The sequence below is a fragment of the Pseudomonas syringae genome, from assembly GCF_001698815.1.
Lineage (GTDB): Bacteria > Pseudomonadota > Gammaproteobacteria > Pseudomonadales > Pseudomonadaceae > Aquipseudomonas > Aquipseudomonas syringae_A.
Map to the genome: position 1 here is coordinate 125837 of NZ_LGSI01000073.1, position 13602 is coordinate 139438.

Genomic DNA, 13602 nt, shown 5'->3' on the forward strand with positions numbered 1-13602 from the left:
CATCTGACGAGACGGGATTCACCCGTCTCACTAAAACAATAAGGAAACAACATGAACACAGTCAAAATGCTAAATTCACTCCCAAAACCTACCATCCGCAGCCACAACGAAAGTGGCGTAGGTGATGTTGACGTTGCCGATCCAACCAAGCCATTGGAAGTTCTTATCGGCCCATTGGACATGAACCCCAAAGACCGTATTGATCTGTTCTGGGGCGCTAATGAGGAGCCTGTCGATAGCTACATACACTCACCCGATGCCCCGAATACCAATGGTATTTTCTCTCTCTATGTCGATACTCACTGGATACAGCCAGGCGTAGCAGAAGTATTTTATAGTTACACGCCATTCCCTTCTGGTATTCCGGACACATCCGAATCAACCTCAGTCATCGTCAAATTGTCGATCCCTGGCGGGCGTGATCCTGACCCCGAAAGTCCCTACCAAAACGAAGCCCTCCTAAAACCCAGCATTTTCCCCGCTGGCATCATCACCTCCCCGGATGGGGTGAGTGTGATTCTCATGCCCTATCTGAACATGGAAACAGGCGACAAGGTGACGGTGTCGTGGAACGGTGAGTTTGTCCCGCACACCATTGAGTCCGAGGATCAAGTCGGCCATCCCGTGGTGGTGCCAGTGCCGAGGACGATTATCGAAATGGCCGGGGATTCGGACATGCTGGAGGTCCGGTACGAAGTGCGCGACATCGTTAATAACTGGTCGCGCTGGTCGCTGCCGACCTTTGTTGAAGTGGAAGCCGGCAATTCCAGCTTGCCAGCAGTGATTACCCCGCAGGCGCCAAATTCGGTGCTGGATCTGGACCGGCTGGCTGGCAATCCGGTTCAGGCATTGGTTGTGGCGTATCCGGAAATGGCGGGCAGTGACGAGATCACATTGGTCGTGGAGCGCAATACCGCCGAAGGCATGGCGCTGGAGCCTTTCGTGATCACCAAGACGGTGCAGAACCCATCGAGTTTCGTGGAGTTCTTCGTGCCGTTCGAGCAGTTCGTGCCGATTACCCAAGGCCGGGCGCGCCTGAAATATACGGTGGAGAAAGCCAGCGGCGCGATGTTGCGCTCCAAGAGTCTGTCGCTGACGGTTATCGGCGAGGTCCAGGAGCTGCAAGCACCGAAGGTCCCGGCAGCACAAGACGGTGTGCTTGACCCGGCTTCGCAAAATGTCGTCTCACTGGTGCCGCCGTATTACTTCATGGCGGATGGCAATGACGTGACCTTGGTGTGGTCCGGCAAAACGGCCAGCGGTGCGAATGTGTTGCACGAGGAACTGAGGACGTTGAGCCGCGACGATGTCGGTAAGACCCTTGAATATCGTATCCCTCAGGACAAGGTCAGCGTGCTGGCCGGAGGCACGGTGCAGGTCTATTACACGGTCAACACCTTCACCCGCGCGTTCTTCAAATCGCCGGTACTGGACTTGAAAGTGAGTCAAGACACCAGCGTGCCATTGCCCGCGCCGAGCGTGGATCACGTCAGTGCCGACGGCGTGCTCGACCCGGCGAACATCGGCCCGGAAGCCATCGTGCGTATCCAGCCTTACACCGGGATGGCGATCCGCGACAAAGTCATCCTGCATTGGGAAGGCCGCGCGCCTGATGGTGTGTACAGCACTTATACGGTGCTCAATAGCGGCACGGTAGACCGCGAAGTGGTGTTCCGTGTGCTGAAAAGTATTGTCGTCGCCAGCCTCGATGCGCGGGTCAACGTCTGGTATGAAGTCGAGCGCAACGGCCAGACCTATCGCTCCACCAGGCTGGCGTTTGTTGTGCAGGAAACCGTGGTGACGCCGCTTCCTGTACCCCACGTCAAGGAAGCAAGGGGCGACACTCTTTACCTTGCCGACACTGCAAATGGGGCGACTGTGGTCGTTCAAACCAGTGCGAATCTGAAGCGAAATGATTGGGTGCGGGTCGACGTCAAGGGCACCAACGCCAGCGACAGCAAGGAAAAAGTCATTCAGGAGGGTGATGTCGGCAAAGAGCTGTCGCTGGTATTTGCCGGTGCGGTGATCGCCGCCAACGTTGGCCAGACCATTGAGGTGGCTTACAGCGTGCAGCGCGCGTCAGGCGTTGTGCAGACTTCGCCCTCGCTGCTGCTGAAAGTGGTGGGCAGCCTTAGTAACCTTTCCGCTCCGCTCATGGATGGTGTCGGGCCAGACGGTATTCTCGTGCCCTCTAAAATCCCCGAATCCGGCGCAACCGTGCGGGTTGCCTATCAAGACATGCAGCCCACGGACAGCGTAATCGTCAGCTGGAAAGGCGTGAGCGCACACGACACCCCGCCACAGGTGGTGGGCAGTGCAGCGCAACTGCAATTCAACCTATCCAAATCCCTCATCACTGCCACCGCCGGCCACCCTGCAACAGTCACTTACACCGCGACCCGCGCCTCCACAGCGGTGGTTTCCACTCCGTTGCAGCTGAGCGTCAGCCCGTTGCTGGAGTTCGATGCTTCGCCCGTCACGCTGCCCGGCAAAATCTATTTGCTCCCCGGTGCGCCCGATCTGCTTCCCGCTTTTCCGGACGGCACAACGGTGCAGCGGGTTGCCAGTGGCGGTCAGGCGCCTTATGTGTACAGTTCAAGTGACCCATTGGTGGCCGTGGTTGACCAAACCGGGCTGACTTCGGTGCGCGGAAGGGGTGAAGCAATCATTTCGGTAACGGATTCGCTGGGCATAACCGCGAGCTACACGGTTACGGTAACCGGCGTGATTCACTGCATCGGCCTGGGCAACGGAACCTCCAACCCTATCTTCATCGCCGCCGCCAATGCCGGTGCACGGATTCCCTCCATCGAGGAACTGCGGGAGATATTCCACGCTTACGGCAGTCGCTGGCCGATGGGCAATAACACGTACTGGTCTTCGAGCATCACTTCCCAGAGTTTGCTGGGAACCTGGTATTGGGTGAAAAACCTGGTGTTGGGGCAGGAAGTCCAGACCAAGCACTCGCAGTACAGTAATGGTGTTGGCCTGCGCTAGCATGACCCAAGCTCAATCCTGAATTACATGGGGCGTCATTCATGAATGGTGACGCCCTTTTAGATAACGTCAATCCAGTGCGTCAAGAGCATGATCATGAGCAACCCTGCAAAGCCAGCCAAGCGTTCCATTCCGCCCGCCCACTGCACGGGAAGTTTCGCGGCGGCTGTCAATCAGCGGCCCATGGTCATCAAGTCTTTACGCGCCCGGCTGACACTTCGGCCTGAATTGGCCGAAGCGCCGAGGCACTGGATCTGGAAGATCATCGCCGAAGGCAAGGTGGGTCAGAAGCGAACAAGTATCGGTTTGTTCTTCGACCGGGATTTGCCCGCCGGCACTTATGATCTTGTCGTCAATGAGCACATCAAGATTGTCTATAACGAGAGTCCTGGCAGGCGCAACGTGGTCTATCACTCGGCCAACTTGCAGACCGGTCAGTTCACCCTTCTCGAAACCGACGTAGCACGGCAGCAGATCAAAGGGCTTTTCAGTTTCGGCATGTCCGCCATTGACTTTGAAGTCAGCGACGGTGTGTTCGATCTGCGATGCCGGTGAGTCATTCAGCCAGCAGGAACTGCCCGATACGCTCGGCCGTATTCGCCAGGCACTCTTCATAAGTAACGCCCGAGGCTTTCAGCGGTTTGAGATCGTGATTGGCGGTGGGTAACCAGAGTAATTCAATCGACTTCGATAACGCATAGCCTTCGACCGCCTCGCGGTTACCCAATGCGTCTCGCTCGCCTTGCACGATCAGGCTCGGGGTTTTCAGTTCGGCCAGATGCGCGACCCTTGGCTTTTCCGGCTTGCCCACTGCATAGAACGGATAGCCCAGACACACCAGCGCATCAGCGCCCAATTCATCAACGACCAGACTGGCCATGCGCCCGCCCATGGATTTGCCGCCAATGGCCAGGCTTCCAGAGACATGAGGTCGCAGGCTGGCATACACCAGCCGCCAGCTTTCAAGCAGCTGCGCCTGTTGATTGGGCGGGCGTCTGCGACCGTCGATGCGGCGCTGGGCCATATAAGCAAACTCGAAACGCAAGACGTTGACGCCTTGTGCGGCAAGGCGTGCCGCCATGTCGTTCATGAAACCACTGTCCATGGGCGCGCCGGCGCCATGGGCCAGAACAAGCGTCGCCGTTTTGCTGCCTGAATGCCCTTCTGCCCGGTTCCACAACCAGCCATTGTCCTTTGCCAGTTGCGCGCATTGATCCTCGTCAATACAGGCATTTTGCCCATTGCTCATGCTTGCCTCGCTTTTGATGAGTCTGCCAATAACCCGGAGCTATAACCGTGCGTAATGGCCCCGACCTAGCTGGATGGGAAATACACCTAAATGAACACTACTAACAGCACCGCCTACAACTATCAGGTGGTCCGCCAGTTCGTCATTATGACGGTGATCTGGGGGATTGTCGGGATGGGACTTGGCGTCTTCCTCGCCGCCCAACTGGTTTGGCCTGAACTCAACTTCGACCTTCCGTGGACAAGCTTTGGTCGCTTGCGTCCACTTCATACCAACGCCGTGATCTTCGCATTCGGCGGCTGTGCATTGTTTGCCAGTTCCTATTACTCGGTCCAGCGCACCTGTCAGACCCAGCTGTTTCTTCCCAAACTGGCGGCCTTCACGTTTTGGGGCTGGCAACTGGTCATCCTGCTGGCGGCCATCAGCCTGCCATTGGGTTACACCAGTTCCAAGGAATACGCCGAACTGGAATGGCCAATCGACATTCTGATCACCATCGTCTGGGTGGCTTACGCCATCGTGTTTTTCGGTACCGTGGCCAAACGCACGACCAAGCACATCTATGTCGGTAACTGGTTCTTTGGTGCGTTCATCCTCACGGTGGCGATCCTGCACATCGTCAATAACCTTGAACTGCCGGTCAGCCTGACCAAGTCCTATTCGCTGTATTCCGGCGCGACCGATGCGATGGTGCAGTGGTGGTACGGGCACAACGCTGTGGGATTCTTCCTCACCGCTGGCTTCCTGGGGATGATGTATTACTTCGTACCCAAGCAGGCCGAACGCCCGGTTTATTCGTATCGGTTGTCCATCGTGCACTTCTGGGCGCTGATCACCCTGTATATCTGGGCCGGTCCGCACCACTTGCACTACACCGCACTGCCGGACTGGGCGCAGTCGCTGGGCATGGTGATGTCGCTGATTCTGCTGGCACCAAGCTGGGGCGGCATGATCAACGGCATGATGACCCTGTCGGGCGCCTGGCATAAGTTGCGCAGCGACCCGATCCTGCGTTTTCTGGTGGTGTCCCTGGCGTTCTACGGCATGTCGACCTTTGAAGGTCCGATGATGGCGATCAAGACCGTCAACTCGCTTTCCCACTACACCGACTGGACCATCGGTCACGTTCACGCCGGCGCCTTGGGCTGGGTAGCGATGATCTCCATCGGCGCTCTGTATCACATGATCCCGAAAGTCTTCGGTCGGCCACAGATGCACAGCATCGGCCTGATCAACGCGCACTTCTGGCTCGCGACCATCGGTACGGTGTTGTACATCGCTTCGATGTGGGTCAACGGCATTGCGCAGGGCCTGATGTGGCGTGCGGTGAACGAAGACGGCACCTTGACTTACTCCTTCGTCGAAACCCTGGTGGCCAGCCACCCTGGCTTCATCGTGCGGATGGTCGGCGGCGCGATCTTCTTCAGCGGCATGTTCCTGATGGCTTACAACACTTGGCGCACCGTGCGGGCTTCCAACCCTGTCGACGCTGCCGCCGCTGCGCAGATGGCCTGAGGAGTCGACCATGAGACATGAAGTAATCGAAAAAAACGTCGGCCTGCTGATGATTCTGATGGTGCTGGCCGTCAGCATCGGCGGCCTGACCCAGATTGTGCCGCTGTTCTTCCAGGATGTGACCAACAAGCCGGTCGAGGGCATGAAGCCCTACACCGCGCTGCAACTCGAAGGTCGCGACATCTATATCCGCGAAGGCTGCGTCGGTTGCCATTCACAGATGATCCGTCCGTTCCGCGCCGAGACCGAACGCTACGGCCACTATTCGGTTGCCGGGGAAAGCGTCTGGGATCACCCGTTCCTGTGGGGTTCCAAGCGTACCGGTCCGGACCTGGCCCGGGTTGGCGCCCGGTACTCGGATGACTGGCACCGCGCGCACTTGTACAACCCGCGCAACGTCGTGCCTGAGTCGAAGATGCCTGCTTATCCATGGCTGGTGACCCAGCAACTGGACAGCAGCCATACCGAAGCCAAGATCAAGGCCATGCGCACCCTCGGCGTGCCTTATACCGATGCCGATATCAGCGGCGCCGTAGCGACCCTCAAAGGCAAGACCGAGATGGATGCGCTGGTTTCTTATCTGCAAGTGCTAGGCACTTCGATCAAGAGCAAGAGGTGAGCCATGGATATTCAAGACTTGCGCGGCCTCGGCACGCTGGTGGTGGCAATCGCATTTATCGGCCTGTCGCTCTGGGTTTTCAGCAGCCGACGCAACTCGGAATTCGCTGAAGCGCGCATGGCACCGTTCGCCGATGAACCTTTGCCGACACCCGTCAACGAGCAACTTTCACAAGAGCGACTCTCCAAACAGCAGTCTGTCGCGCGGAGTAAACAGTCATGACCACCTTCTGGAGCACCTACATCTGCGTGCTGACCATTGGCAGCCTGATCGGCCTGACCTGGCTGTTGATCGGTACCCGCAAGGGCGAAACCAAAGGCAGCACCGACCAGACCATGGGCCACAGCTTCGACGGCATCGAGGAGTATGACAATCCGCTGCCCCAGTGGTGGTTCATGCTGTTCGCCGGCACGCTGGTGTTTGCGGTGGGTTATCTGATCCTGTATCCGGGTCTGGGCAACTGGAAAGGCGTACTGCCCGGCTACGAAAATGGCTGGACCGGCGTCAACGAATGGCAGAAGGAAATGGACAAGGCTGACGCCAAATTCGGACCGATCTTCGCCAAGTTTGCCGCGATGCCGGTGGAGGAAGTGGCCAAGGATCCGCAGGCCCTGAAAATGGGCGGCCGCCTGTTCGCCTCCAACTGCTCGGTCTGCCACGGCTCGGACGCCAAGGGCGCTTACGGCTTCCCGAATCTGGCTGACGATAGCTGGCGTTGGGGCGGCGCGGCCGACACCATCAAGGCCACCATCATGGGTGGGCGCGTGGCAGCGATGCCAGCCTGGGGGCCAGTCATTGGCGAAGAAGGCGTGAAGAACGTTGCCGCTTACGTGCGCCACTCCCTGGCCGGTTTGCCTCTGGCCGCGGATGACACCGCGAACCTCGAGGCCGGACAGCAAGTGTTCAGCTCAACCTGTGTAGCGTGTCATGGTGCTACAGGCAAAGGCACCGAAGCGATGGGCGCCCCAAACCTGACGCAGCCGGGCGGTTTCATCTACGGTACCAGCCTGGCTCAACTGCAACAGACCATCCGTCTTGGTCGCCAAGGTCATATGCCTGCTCAGGCCGATTTGCTGGGCAATGACAAAGTGCAGTTGCTCGCCGCTTATGTTTACAGTTTGTCCAAGGGTCCTGATCAACTCGCGGCCAAGGTAAAACAGGCGGAGTAACGATTCAGCAACATGCTGGATCCCACGAACGCCGCACCCTGCAACGGGGTGCGGCAGTTCCCTGGCCATACGCGACCAAGTGTCGCACCCCTCGTTAGTACAGCTTCCCACTCCTGGCTTTCGGGTCTAAGCTTGCCCGCATAGTGGACTGGCAATAGCTGGCCACAGGCCAAGTGAAAGGAATGTGTCCGACATTCATACAGGCAAAGCCTGACAGGCTGATTCATGGTCTGCTCGAGCCTTGCCCCGTATGCAGCCAAAATGTCCGCCACTCACGCGCCCTATTTCACAAGACCTGTCTCCCCCGCCTTTTTCAGTCTGCTTGGACACGATAATTCGTGTGCCTTGCGTTCGAGATATGCCTGAAAGGGCCGTAGTTTCAGCTTCGGATAGCATGTGCAACGCCCTTTTTGCGTTGCATCGACCAATGCCCTCCCCATACCTGCGCCCGTGGCAACTCGGATAACAGTACCTCTAATAAATATCCAAACCGTGGAACCTTAGAATGAGCACAGCAATCAGTCAGACTGCTTATAACTATAAGGTCGTTCGCCAGTTCGCCATCATGACGGTGGTCTGGGGAATCCTTGGCATGGGATTAGGTGTCTTCATTGCCTCACAACTGGTGTGGCCTGATTTGAACCTCGGCCTTGAATGGACGACGTTCGGACGCCTGCGCCCGCTGCACACCAACCTGGTGATTTTCGCCTTCGGTGGCTGTGCGTTGTTCGGCACTTCCTATTATGTCGTGCAGCGAACCTGCCAGACGCGGCTCATCTCCGACAGCATGGCGGCCTTCACCTTCTGGGGCTGGCAAGCGGTGATCGTCGGCGCAATCATTACCTTGCCACTGGGCTATACGACCACCAAGGAATACGCCGAACTGGAATGGCCGATTGCCATTCTGCTGGCCATTGTCTGGGTGACTTACGGCGCGGTGTTCTTCGGCACCATCGTCAAACGCAAGACCAAGCATATCTATGTCGGCAACTGGTTCTACGGCGCATTCATCGTCGTGACCGCGATGCTGCACATCGTCAACCACATGTCGCTGCCGGTCAGCCTGTTCAAGTCGTATTCGGCTTATTCGGGTGCCACGGACGCCATGATCCAGTGGTGGTACGGCCACAACGCGGTAGGATTTTTCCTGACTACCGGCTTTCTGGGGATGATGTACTACTTCGTTCCCAAGCAGGCCGAACGTCCGATCTACTCCTATCGCCTGTCCATCGTGCACTTCTGGGCGTTGATCACCCTGTACATCTGGGCTGGTCCGCACCACTTGCACTACACCGCATTGCCGGATTGGGCGCAGTCGCTGGGCATGGCGATGTCGATCATTCTCCTGGCACCCAGCTGGGGCGGCATGATCAACGGCATGATGACCCTGTCGGGCGCCTGGCATAAGTTGCGCACCGACCCGATCCTGCGCTTTCTCGTGGTGTCCCTGGCGTTCTACGGCATGTCGACCTTTGAAGGCCCGATGATGGCCATCAAGACGGTCAACTCGTTGTCGCACTACACCGACTGGACCATTGGTCACGTTCACGCCGGTGCGTTGGGCTGGGTGGCGATGATTTCCATCGGCGCCCTGTACCACATGATTCCGAAAGTCTTCGGTCGTCCGCAGATGCACAGCATCGGTCTGATCAACACGCACTTCTGGCTCGCGACCATCGGCACGGTGCTGTACATCGCTTCGATGTGGGTCAACGGTATTACCCAAGGCTTGATGTGGCGTGCGATCAACGACGACGGCACCTTGACCTACTCGTTTGTCGAAGCCCTGCAAGCCAGCCATCCGGGCTTCATCGTCCGGGCCGTGGGCGGTGCATTCTTCGCCAGCGGCATGCTGTTCATGGCTTACAACGTATGGCGCACCGTCCGTGCTTCCGACCCGGCTGAAGCAGAAGCCGCCGCCCAGATCGCTGTCGTTGGAGCTCACTGATGAAGCATGAAGTCGTCGAGAAGAATATTGGCCTGCTGGCCTTCTTCATGGTTATCGCCGTCAGCATTGGCGGCCTGACCCAGATCGTGCCGCTGTTTTTCCAGGACGTGACCAATAAGCCGGTCGAGGGCATGAAGCCGCGCACCGCACTGGAAGTCGAAGGTCGCGACGTGTATATCGCCAACGGCTGTGTTGGCTGCCACTCGCAGATGATCCGGCCGTTCCGCGCCGAGACCGAACGCTACGGCCACTATTCGGTTGCCGGGGAAAGCGTCTGGGACCACCCGTTCCTGTGGGGTTCCAAACGCACCGGTCCGGATCTGGCGCGAGTCGGCGGACGTTACTCTGATGACTGGCACCGCGCGCACTTGTACAACCCGCGCAACGTCGTGCCTGAATCGAAAATGCCCGCCTACCCCTTCCTCGTCGAGAAAAAGCTCGACGGCAAGGAAACCGCGAAGAAACTCGAGGTCCTGCGCACGCTGGGCACGCCTTACACCGACGAAGATATCGCCGGCGCCCAGGCGGCCGTGAAAGGCAAGACCGAAATGGACGCACTGGTGGCCTACCTGCAAGGCCTTGGCACCATCATCAAAAGCAAAAGGTGATCTTGATGGATATCGGGATGATTCGAGGCCTTGGCACCTTGGTGGTGATGGTGGCCTTTATCGGTCTGGCGCTCTGGGTGTTCAGCCCTCGGCGCAAGTCAGAGTTTGAAGACGCGACCTTGCTGCCCTTCGCGGATGATCCCGAAGCCATCAAGAACGTCGAGCAAGCGCAAGCTTCCAGGAGCAACAAATGAGTACGTTTTGGAGTCTGTACGTCACAGTCCTCACCCTGGGTACGATCTTCGTCCTGACCTGGCTGTTGCTGTCCACCCGCAAGGGCCAGCGCAACGAAGCCACGGAAGAAACCGTTGGTCATTCCTTCGATGGCATCGAGGAGTACGACAACCCGCTGCCCAAGTGGTGGTTCATGCTGTTCGTGGCCACCATCATCTTTGCCTTGGGTTATCTGGTTCTGTATCCGGGGCTGGGCAACTGGAAAGGCCTACTGCCGGGTTATGACTACCTGGATAACGACAAGAAGACCGAGTTCTCCAATGGTCAGGCCGGCTGGACCGGCGTCCACGAATGGGAAAAGGAACTGGCGCGCTCCGATGCGCGGTTTGGGCCGATCTTCGCCAAATTCGCGGCCATGCCGATTGAAGAAGTCGCCAAAGACCCGCAAGCACTGAAAATGGGCGGTCGGCTGTTCGCCTCCAACTGCTCGGTGTGTCACGGCTCGGATGCCAAGGGTGCCTACGGTTTCCCGAACCTGACCGACGCCGACTGGCGCTGGGGCGGCGAGCCTGAAACCATCAAGACCACCATCATGGGTGGCCGGCATGCGGTCATGCCGGCATGGGGCGAAGTGGTCGGCGACCAAGGCGTGCGTGATGTTTCAGCTTATGTGCTGACGCAACTGGATGGCCGCAAATTGCCGGAAGACGCTAAAGCCGATCCGGCGGCCGGGCAGAAAATCTTTGCCGCCAACTGCGTGGCTTGCCACGGTCCGGCGGGCAAAGGCACGCCGGCAATGGGCGCGCCTGACCTGACGCATCCGGGAGCATTCATCTACGGTTCGAGCTTCGCGCAACTGCAGCAGACCATCCGTTACGGTCGTCAGGGCCAGATGCCAGCTCAGGAAGCGATACAAGGCAACGACAAGGTTCACCTGCTGGCGGCTTACGTGTACAGCCTTTCCCATGGGGAAAAGCCGGCGCAGGCCGAGTAGGCCAGACGGTCTTCATCCACCATCATCGCGTAGGACCGGCTTTAGCCGGGAGAATGCCCTCCCGGCTAAAGCCGGTCCTACGGCCGTTACCGGTAGCGATCCAGCCAAAAAAGCTGCACATCATCTACTAGTCAATTGATCCAGATCAGCATCTTCTACAATTTCCTACACCAAGATGCGCGGCGACCCAATGCGACCAGAGGTCGCACCCCTCAGCCATGTGTGCAGGCGTATGATTAACGCCATAACAGCACTCTTCTGACCACAGTTGGCATGTACTGACTGAGGCATTTTTCCACTGCCGTGGGATGCACCGATGAGCAATCAGATTCCCGTACACAATGTCACGCCACCACCGAAAAACGATAACAACTCGGTGGATCTCTACGCTGCGCGCGAAAAAATCTATACCCGTGCCTTCACCGGCCTGTTCCGCAACCTGCGCATGGTTGGCGGCGCTCTGCTGTTCCTTATCTATTTCGGAACCGTATGGCTGAACTGGGGCGGGCATCAGGCAGTGTGGTGGAACCTGCCGGAGCGCAAGTTCTACATTTTCGGGGCAACGTTCTGGCCTCAGGACTTCATCCTGCTGTCGGGCATTTTGATCATCAGCGCCTTTGGTCTGTTCTTCATTACGGTGTATGCCGGGCGCGTCTGGTGCGGCTATACCTGCCCGCAAAGCGTCTGGACATGGATCTTCATGTGGTGCGAAAAAGTCACCGAAGGTGATCGCAACCAGCGCATCAAGCTCGACAAGGCGCCAATGAGTGCCAACAAACTCGTGCGCAAACTGGCCAAGCACACTCTGTGGTTGCTGATCGGCTTGGTGACCGGCCTGACTTTCGTCGGCTACTTCGCGCCGATCCGCGACCTGACCACCGAATTGCTCACCGGCCAGGCTGATGGCTGGGCGTATTTCTGGGTCGGCTTCTTCACCCTCGCCACGTACGGCAATGCCGGATGGCTGCGCGAACAGGTGTGCATCTACATGTGCCCTTACGCGCGCTTCCAGAGCGTGATGTTCGACAAGGACACGCTGATCGTCTCCTACGACCCACGTCGCGGCGAGAAACGTGGCCCGCGTAAAAAAGAAGCGGACTACAAAGCTGTGGGCCTCGGTGATTGCATTGACTGCACAATGTGCGTGCAGGTCTGCCCGACCGGGATCGACATCCGCGACGGTCTGCAAGTCGAGTGCATTGGTTGCGCGGCCTGTATCGATGCCTGCGACACCATCATGGACAAGATGAACTACCCGCGCGGTTTGATCAGCTACACCACCGAGCACAACCTGTCCGGGCAAGTCACCAACAAGCTGCGGCCGCGCCTGATTGGCTACGCGCTGGTGTTGCTGTTGATGGTCGGCTTGCTGGTGTCGGCCTTCGTCATGCGCTCGCTGGTGGGTTTCGATGTCAGCAAGGACCGCGTGCTATACCGGGAAAACGCTGAAGGGCGGATCGAAAACGTCTACAGCCTTAAAGTCATGAACAAGGATCAGGTCGACCACACCTACATTCTCGATGCCACCGGCCTGCCGGATCTGAAGCTGCAAGGACGTCGTGAATTCAAGGTCGCGGCGGGCGACATCTTCACCATGCCGGTGGAACTGTCGAGCGCCCCCGAGAAGCTGCCGTCGAGCACCAACGAGGTCACCTTCATTCTTCAGGACGCCGATAACGGCGGCACGCACGCTGAAACCAAGAGCCGGTTCATTGGCCCACAAGTACGTTAAGAGATGCCTGTCATGTCAGTCGCAACTGCTTCAAGCCCTTGGTACAAGCACATCTGGCCATGGATCATCATCGGCATCCTGGCCTGCTCGGTGACGCTGACCCTGTCCATGGTCACGATTGCCGTGAATCACCCGGATAATCTGGTCAACGACAACTATTACGAGGCTGGCAAAGGTATCAATCGCTCCCTCAACCGCGAACTGCTGGCCCAGACCCTCAAGCTGCGCGCCAATGTGCATCTGGATGAACTGACCGGCGAAGCCGAGCTGCGCCTGAGCGGCGACAGCCAGCCGGAAACCGTTGAGCTGAACCTGATTTCACCGACCCAGCCGGAAAAGGATCGCAAGGTCATCCTGACCCGCAGCCCATCGGATGCCGGACGCTACATCGGCCAGTTGAGCGACAAGGTCGAAGGCCGTCGTTTCGTTGAGCTGCTCGGCGTGCAGGACGGCCAGACCTGGCGCCTGTTTGAAGAGGAACAAGTCAGCCACGACAAGGACCTGGCCCTGGGCGACGAGCCGATTCAAGGCGCTGAAGATTTGAAGAATTGACTTGAGAGTGGCAAGAACCCGTTGGAGCGAGGCTTGCCCGCGAAG

General features: G+C 58.2%; 13 protein-coding genes. 12 read left to right on the top strand and 1 reads right to left on the bottom strand.

The features are described 5' to 3' along the window. Positions 1 to 51: 51 nt before the first annotated feature. On the top strand, positions 52 to 2997 hold the full coding sequence (locus AFK24_RS27970; protein WP_065836321.1) for a hypothetical protein: 2946 nt from the start codon (positions 52 to 54) through the stop codon (positions 2995 to 2997). A 96-nt stretch (positions 2998 to 3093) separates the two neighbouring features. After that, complete coding sequence (locus AFK24_RS27975; protein ID WP_065836322.1) at positions 3094 to 3552, top strand: hypothetical protein; 459 nt, start codon at positions 3094 to 3096, stop codon at positions 3550 to 3552. A gap of 1 nt (position 3553) precedes the next feature. Here AFK24_RS27975 and AFK24_RS27980 read toward each other — a convergent pair whose 3' ends face one another. Continuing rightward, positions 3554 to 4246 carry an alpha/beta family hydrolase gene (locus AFK24_RS27980; protein WP_065836323.1) on the bottom strand — a complete coding sequence of 231 codons (693 nt, stop codon included), beginning with the start codon at positions 4244 to 4246 and terminating at the stop codon, positions 3554 to 3556. A gap of 90 nt (positions 4247 to 4336) precedes the next feature. Between AFK24_RS27980 and ccoN (AFK24_RS27985) the strand changes: the two genes are divergently transcribed. The 10 genes from ccoN (AFK24_RS27985) to AFK24_RS28030 all read left to right on the top strand — a co-directional run bounded on the left by ccoN (AFK24_RS27985) (position 4337) and on the right by AFK24_RS28030 (position 13557). Continuing rightward, the gene (gene ccoN, locus AFK24_RS27985; RefSeq protein ID WP_065836324.1) at positions 4337 to 5761 is read left to right on the top strand and encodes a cytochrome-c oxidase, cbb3-type subunit I; all 1425 of its coding nucleotides are present in this window, start codon (positions 4337 to 4339) and stop codon (positions 5759 to 5761) included. A 10-nt stretch (positions 5762 to 5771) separates the two neighbouring features. Next, positions 5772 to 6380, top strand: coding sequence for a cytochrome-c oxidase, cbb3-type subunit II (gene ccoO, locus AFK24_RS27990; protein ID WP_047577850.1), 609 nt, complete (start codon positions 5772 to 5774; stop codon positions 6378 to 6380). 3 nt (positions 6381 to 6383) lie between these two features. After that, a complete protein-coding gene (locus AFK24_RS27995; RefSeq protein WP_047577851.1) occupies positions 6384 to 6602 on the top strand; it encodes a CcoQ/FixQ family Cbb3-type cytochrome c oxidase assembly chaperone in 219 nt (72 codons plus the stop codon). Further along, the gene (ccoP, locus tag AFK24_RS28000) at positions 6599 to 7549 is read left to right on the top strand and encodes a cytochrome-c oxidase, cbb3-type subunit III (RefSeq protein ID WP_065836325.1); all 951 of its coding nucleotides are present in this window, start codon (positions 6599 to 6601) and stop codon (positions 7547 to 7549) included. Before AFK24_RS27995 ends, ccoP (AFK24_RS28000) begins: the two co-directional genes overlap by 4 nt. Before the next feature lie 505 nt (positions 7550 to 8054). After that, complete coding sequence (gene ccoN, locus AFK24_RS28005) at positions 8055 to 9497, top strand: cytochrome-c oxidase, cbb3-type subunit I (protein WP_065836326.1); 1443 nt, start codon at positions 8055 to 8057, stop codon at positions 9495 to 9497. Continuing rightward, positions 9497 to 10105, top strand: coding sequence for a cytochrome-c oxidase, cbb3-type subunit II (ccoO, locus tag AFK24_RS28010; RefSeq protein ID WP_065836327.1), 609 nt, complete (start codon positions 9497 to 9499; stop codon positions 10103 to 10105). Before ccoN (AFK24_RS28005) ends, ccoO (AFK24_RS28010) begins: the two co-directional genes overlap by 1 nt. Before the next feature lie 5 nt (positions 10106 to 10110). Continuing rightward, positions 10111 to 10299, top strand: a complete 189-nt coding sequence (locus tag AFK24_RS28015) for a CcoQ/FixQ family Cbb3-type cytochrome c oxidase assembly chaperone (protein ID WP_020292821.1) — start codon at positions 10111 to 10113, stop codon at positions 10297 to 10299. Further along, positions 10296 to 11273 carry a cytochrome-c oxidase, cbb3-type subunit III gene (gene ccoP, locus AFK24_RS28020; protein WP_065836328.1) on the top strand — a complete coding sequence of 326 codons (978 nt, stop codon included), beginning with the start codon at positions 10296 to 10298 and terminating at the stop codon, positions 11271 to 11273. The genes AFK24_RS28015 and ccoP (AFK24_RS28020) overlap by 4 nt, the downstream gene beginning before the upstream one ends. 316 nt (positions 11274 to 11589) lie before the next feature. Then, positions 11590 to 13005: a cytochrome c oxidase accessory protein CcoG gene (gene ccoG / locus AFK24_RS28025; RefSeq protein WP_065836329.1), complete on the top strand. Its 1416-nt coding sequence runs from the start codon at positions 11590 to 11592 to the stop codon at positions 13003 to 13005. A 12-nt stretch (positions 13006 to 13017) separates the two neighbouring features. After that, positions 13018 to 13557: a FixH family protein gene (locus AFK24_RS28030; protein ID WP_065836330.1), complete on the top strand. Its 540-nt coding sequence runs from the start codon at positions 13018 to 13020 to the stop codon at positions 13555 to 13557. Positions 13558 to 13602: the final 45 nt, after the last annotated feature.

Bases quoted from the DNA above. Each gene is read 5' to 3' on its own strand.
- AFK24_RS27970 (WP_065836321.1), top strand. From the start codon at position 52: ATGAACACAGTCAAAATGCTAAATTCACTCCCAAAACCTACCATCCGC.
- AFK24_RS27975 (WP_065836322.1), top strand. From the start codon at position 3,094: ATGAGCAACCCTGCAAAGCCAGCCAAGCGTTCCATTCCGCCCGCCCAC.
- AFK24_RS27980 (WP_065836323.1), bottom strand. From the start codon at position 4,246: ATGAGCAATGGGCAAAATGCCTGTATTGACGAGGATCAATGCGCGCAA.
- ccoN (WP_065836324.1), top strand. From the start codon at position 4,337: ATGAACACTACTAACAGCACCGCCTACAACTATCAGGTGGTCCGCCAG.
- ccoO (WP_047577850.1), top strand. From the start codon at position 5,772: ATGAGACATGAAGTAATCGAAAAAAACGTCGGCCTGCTGATGATTCTG.
- AFK24_RS27995 (WP_047577851.1), top strand. From the start codon at position 6,384: ATGGATATTCAAGACTTGCGCGGCCTCGGCACGCTGGTGGTGGCAATC.
- ccoP (WP_065836325.1), top strand. From the start codon at position 6,599: ATGACCACCTTCTGGAGCACCTACATCTGCGTGCTGACCATTGGCAGC.
- ccoN (WP_065836326.1), top strand. From the start codon at position 8,055: ATGAGCACAGCAATCAGTCAGACTGCTTATAACTATAAGGTCGTTCGC.
- ccoO (WP_065836327.1), top strand. From the start codon at position 9,497: ATGAAGCATGAAGTCGTCGAGAAGAATATTGGCCTGCTGGCCTTCTTC.
- AFK24_RS28015 (WP_020292821.1), top strand. From the start codon at position 10,111: ATGGATATCGGGATGATTCGAGGCCTTGGCACCTTGGTGGTGATGGTG.
- ccoP (WP_065836328.1), top strand. From the start codon at position 10,296: ATGAGTACGTTTTGGAGTCTGTACGTCACAGTCCTCACCCTGGGTACG.
- ccoG (WP_065836329.1), top strand. From the start codon at position 11,590: ATGAGCAATCAGATTCCCGTACACAATGTCACGCCACCACCGAAAAAC.
- AFK24_RS28030 (WP_065836330.1), top strand. From the start codon at position 13,018: ATGTCAGTCGCAACTGCTTCAAGCCCTTGGTACAAGCACATCTGGCCA.